Source organism: Corallococcus aberystwythensis, assembly GCF_003612165.1.
GTDB classification, from domain to species: domain Bacteria; phylum Myxococcota; class Myxococcia; order Myxococcales; family Myxococcaceae; genus Corallococcus; species Corallococcus aberystwythensis.
Window position 1 is genome coordinate 1 of record NZ_RAWK01000470.1, and the last position, 3,523, is coordinate 3,523.

Genomic DNA, 3,523 nt, shown 5'->3' on the forward strand with positions numbered 1-3,523 from the left:
ATCCATGACAGCGCACCCTCCCGCCAGCCCCCGGACCCTTCCTCGTTGAGGAGTGTCAAGCCGGACGGATCGGCAAACCCTTACAACAAAACCCTGGCGCCTCCCGCGCGCCGTTCAATCCCTGTTCGTGGGACTCAAATTCAGTGCATGGCGGACCGCTCGTCGCGACGGCCCGCGGGGGCCCGGCGCGCATGGGACGGCCGCTCGAAGTACTCCACCACCAGCCCGCCAAACGGCACCCGGGGACCATCCGCCTTCGGATCCGCCATCCGCTGGAGCAGCGCCACCGCGCTGTCCACGGCCTCGTCGAGCGCGCGGTTGATGCGCTGGCGCTCCGTGTCCCCACCGCCCAGCACCTCCAGGGCGTCCACCAGGCACCGCCGCAGCAGTGCGAATTCGTCATGCAGGGCCCGAGCGCCACGCTCCGGCGCCAGGCGCAGCACCGCGCGGGTGCGGCTCCAGGGGCTGGACTCCGCGCCCTCCAGCGTCAGCCCCAGCTCCCGGACGAAGGGCTCCACCAGTCCGTCCAGCAGGCTGGCGCCCGGAACGCCCTGGCCCTCGTGCGCCGCCAGCCGCATCCGCCGCCACAGCGCCGCGATGCGCTCCGGCTGCCTGCTGAAGACCCGGGCCGCCCCGGCCTTCTTCCGTCCCCGCTCCGCCGCCATGTCCGTTGTCGTCCGCATCGCGAGCAAAGACATAGCAAGGGCTTTGCCAACGCCAGACGTATGCCAGTTCCCAATGAATCCGCCCACTTGGGCAATGGGGCTGCCCTGAAGGGAGGCCGGAGGGCGTAAATCCTACGGGGCGGATGTTGAAAGGCGGGGGGCAGGGGAAGAACCTTCCCTGCCTGGGCACGTCGCGCGCCTCAGTGGAGCGTCGGCTTGGGCGGGCGGCCTGACGGGGACTCGCCGTCCAGCTCGTACTCGCCGCTGGCGGCCTCCAGCTCCTCGTCTGCCGCACCGGTGCCCTCCGGGGCCTCCGGGAGGCCCGCGCCCGACTCCAGCGCCTCCGGTGCACCCTCCAGGGCTTCAGGCTGTGCGGGGGCGGACGGGTTGGGCGGAGCCTGCGTCGTGGCCCCAGGCCATTCCGGCCAGGGGAGGGCGGGGGACAGCGGCTCGGCGCCGTCCACGGGCACGGGCCCCGCGGCGCGGGCGGCGGCGAGCAGGCGCAGCGCGGCGTCCTCGGCGGCGTCCTCCGCGGCCAGCTCCGTCATCCGCGCGGACTTCTGCCGCATGCGGCGCGCGAAGGCGGCCACGCACAGGATGGAGGCCGTGAGCCACAGGAGCGCGGAGCTGGTGGTGAGCGGCAGCCAGCCGTACCGGGCCGCGAGCCCCTCGCGCCAGTTCTGCTCCTCCAGGAGCAGCGACGTGCGGAAGGCCTTGCCGAAGGCCTGCTCGAAGGGCTCTCCCGCGCGCACGCCGTCCACCAGCAGACCCATGGCGTGCGAGCCGTGCTTGCCGGTGAGGAAGGCCACGAAGGCGGCGCTCTGCGCGTAGGCGATTTCGACGTCCGCGGGCACGTCCGGCCAGTCCTCGGCCAGGTCCTCGAAGTGGAAGACGCGCTCCTGCGTCACCGCGCGGAAGAGCGCGCTGTAGTGGGCGACGGAGTAGCGCTCGTCGGTGAGGTTCTGCGCCACGCCTTCCTGGAACCAGCGGGGCCAGTCCTTCGCCAGCTGGCCCAGGGCCACGTGCGCCAGTTCGTGCCGCAGCGTGGTGGGGCCTTCCGTGTCGCTCAGGCTCAGCGCGTCCAGCAGGATGATCTGATGCCCGGGGTACGCGAGCGCCACCGCCCAGCCCGGGGGCCTGCCGCCGGGGAGCGCCAGCGCCTCGAACTCCTGGCGGCCCACGCCCAGGCGGATTTCGGTGGTGCCCGGCCAGTCACGGCCCAGCATGGCGCCGAAGGTGTCCCGCACGCCCTCAATCTGTCCGGCCAGCGCCCGGGCCGCGCCCGCCGCCTTCGCGGTGTGCAGGATGACGAAGCGCTGCGTCTTCAGCTCGCCCGCGACGATGGCGGGGCGGGCGTGGGGCACGAGCGCGGTGTCGGTGACGACGGCCTCCGTGGCGTGGATGCCACGGGGACCTTCGTCCTGCGCGAACACGCCCGGCGAGGCCAGCAGCATCATCAGGAAGGCGAACAGGCGGAGCATGCGTGGCCTCACGGTCCACCAGAGATAACAGCCTCGACCGCCGGCGCATCAACCCCCTCCACCTTCAATCGCTTACGGCGCGACGTGTCACCCGACACCAGGGTCACCTGGCGACGCGGCACGCCCAGCGTTTTGGCGATGAATTCCACCAGGGCCGCATTCGCTTCCCCATCCACGGGCGGCGCGGCGAGCTGGATCTTCAGCTGGCCGTCATGCTCGCCCACCACCTTCGTGCGGGACGCGCGCGGCTGGACGAGCACCGTCAGCTCCACCCCGGCGGGTACGGCCTTGAGCCAGGGGGCGGGCATGCGCGGGTGCTAGTCGTTGGAGGTGGCCTTCTTCTGCGACAGGAACGCGACGTTGTCCTCCACGCGCGCGTAGTCGCGGTCCGCGAAGGTGGGCGCGGCGAACGTCTCCAGGAGCTTGCGGTGGGCCTCCACCACGGAGCGCACCTGCGACTCGAACTGGGTGCGCTGGCGCTTGAGCTCGTTGATGTCCTCCACCACCTGCACCAGCCGCTGGTGGGCGCCGTGGACGATCTTCTCCGCCTGGTGCTCCGCGTCCGCGATGATGATCTCCGCTTCCTTCTTCGCGGCGTCCTTCAGGTCCTCGCTGATGCGCTGGGCGGTGACCATCGTCTCCTGGAGGGTGCGCTCGCGCTCCTGATGCTGCTCGAGCCGCGCCTGCGTGCGCTTCAGCTCCTCCTTGAGCGCGATGTTCTCCTTCACCACCTCCTCGAACTCGCCGGCGATCAGCTCCAGGTACGCGCCCACTTCGGGACGCGCGAAGCCGCGCATCACCGTCTCGAAGCGCTTCTGCCGGATGTCGAGGGGGGTGATCTTCATGCGCCCCAGTCTAACCCATACACGCGCGCACTCCAGGAATCGGCCCCGCGGGGCCCGGGAGGCGTCAGGCCTGGAGAGCAGGCGGGCAGGCGTGTTTCAGGGCGTGGCGGCCGGGGCGGCTTCCCACTGCGACGCCACCGAGCGCGCGGCGTTCTGCACCGCGTAGCCCACGCGGCTGTCAGCGGCCACGTCCTGCACCACGCGGCGCGCGGTGGGGGTGCGTTGATACAGCAGCCCGCTCAGCGCTTGAATCTTCAGCGCGTCCGGCAGGCGCGGGTGGCGCACGACGTTGCCCAGGATCTCCTCCGCGCGGCGGTGCTGGAAGAGGGCCACCGCGCGCAACGCGGCCTGCTGGATGCGCGGGTTCGGGTCCCAGATGAACGCGGCCAGCGGGTCCAGGGCGCGCGGGTCGCCCAGCAGCGCCAGGTCTTCAATGGCGAGCGAGCGGATCTCCTCCGGCGCGGGCTCGGCCGCCCACAAGAGGCCCCTCAGAAGGGAGAGGTCCGACGCGGGGCCCCCGTCCTCCGGGGGC

At 71.8% G+C, this 3,523-nt stretch carries 5 protein-coding genes; all 5 read right to left on the reverse strand.

Translation table 11 applies throughout. The features are described 5' to 3' along the window. Window positions 1–140: 140 nt before the first annotated feature. Window positions 141–683 carry a hypothetical protein gene (locus D7W81_RS40420; RefSeq protein ID WP_208721675.1) on the reverse strand — a complete coding sequence of 181 codons (543 nt, stop codon included), beginning with the start codon at window positions 681–683 and terminating at the stop codon, window positions 141–143. Window positions 684–865: 182 nt separating this feature from the next. Next, window positions 866–2,146 carry a peptidase MA family metallohydrolase gene (locus D7W81_RS40425; protein ID WP_120560641.1) on the reverse strand — a complete coding sequence of 427 codons (1,281 nt, stop codon included), beginning with the start codon at window positions 2,144–2,146 and terminating at the stop codon, window positions 866–868. An 8-nt stretch (window positions 2,147–2,154) separates the two neighbouring features. Further along, window positions 2,155–2,454 (reverse strand): DUF167 domain-containing protein, encoded by a 300-nt coding sequence (locus D7W81_RS40430; RefSeq protein ID WP_120560642.1) that lies wholly within the window; start codon window positions 2,452–2,454, stop codon window positions 2,155–2,157. A gap of 9 nt (window positions 2,455–2,463) precedes the next feature. Next, entirely contained in the window at window positions 2,464–2,991 is a 528-nt protein-coding gene (locus D7W81_RS40435; RefSeq protein WP_014397740.1) for a DivIVA domain-containing protein, read from the reverse strand. A 96-nt stretch (window positions 2,992–3,087) separates the two neighbouring features. Beyond that, the coding region (locus D7W81_RS40440; RefSeq protein ID WP_244227778.1) for a HEAT repeat domain-containing protein at window positions 3,088–3,523 on the reverse strand (436 nt) is incomplete at its 5' end.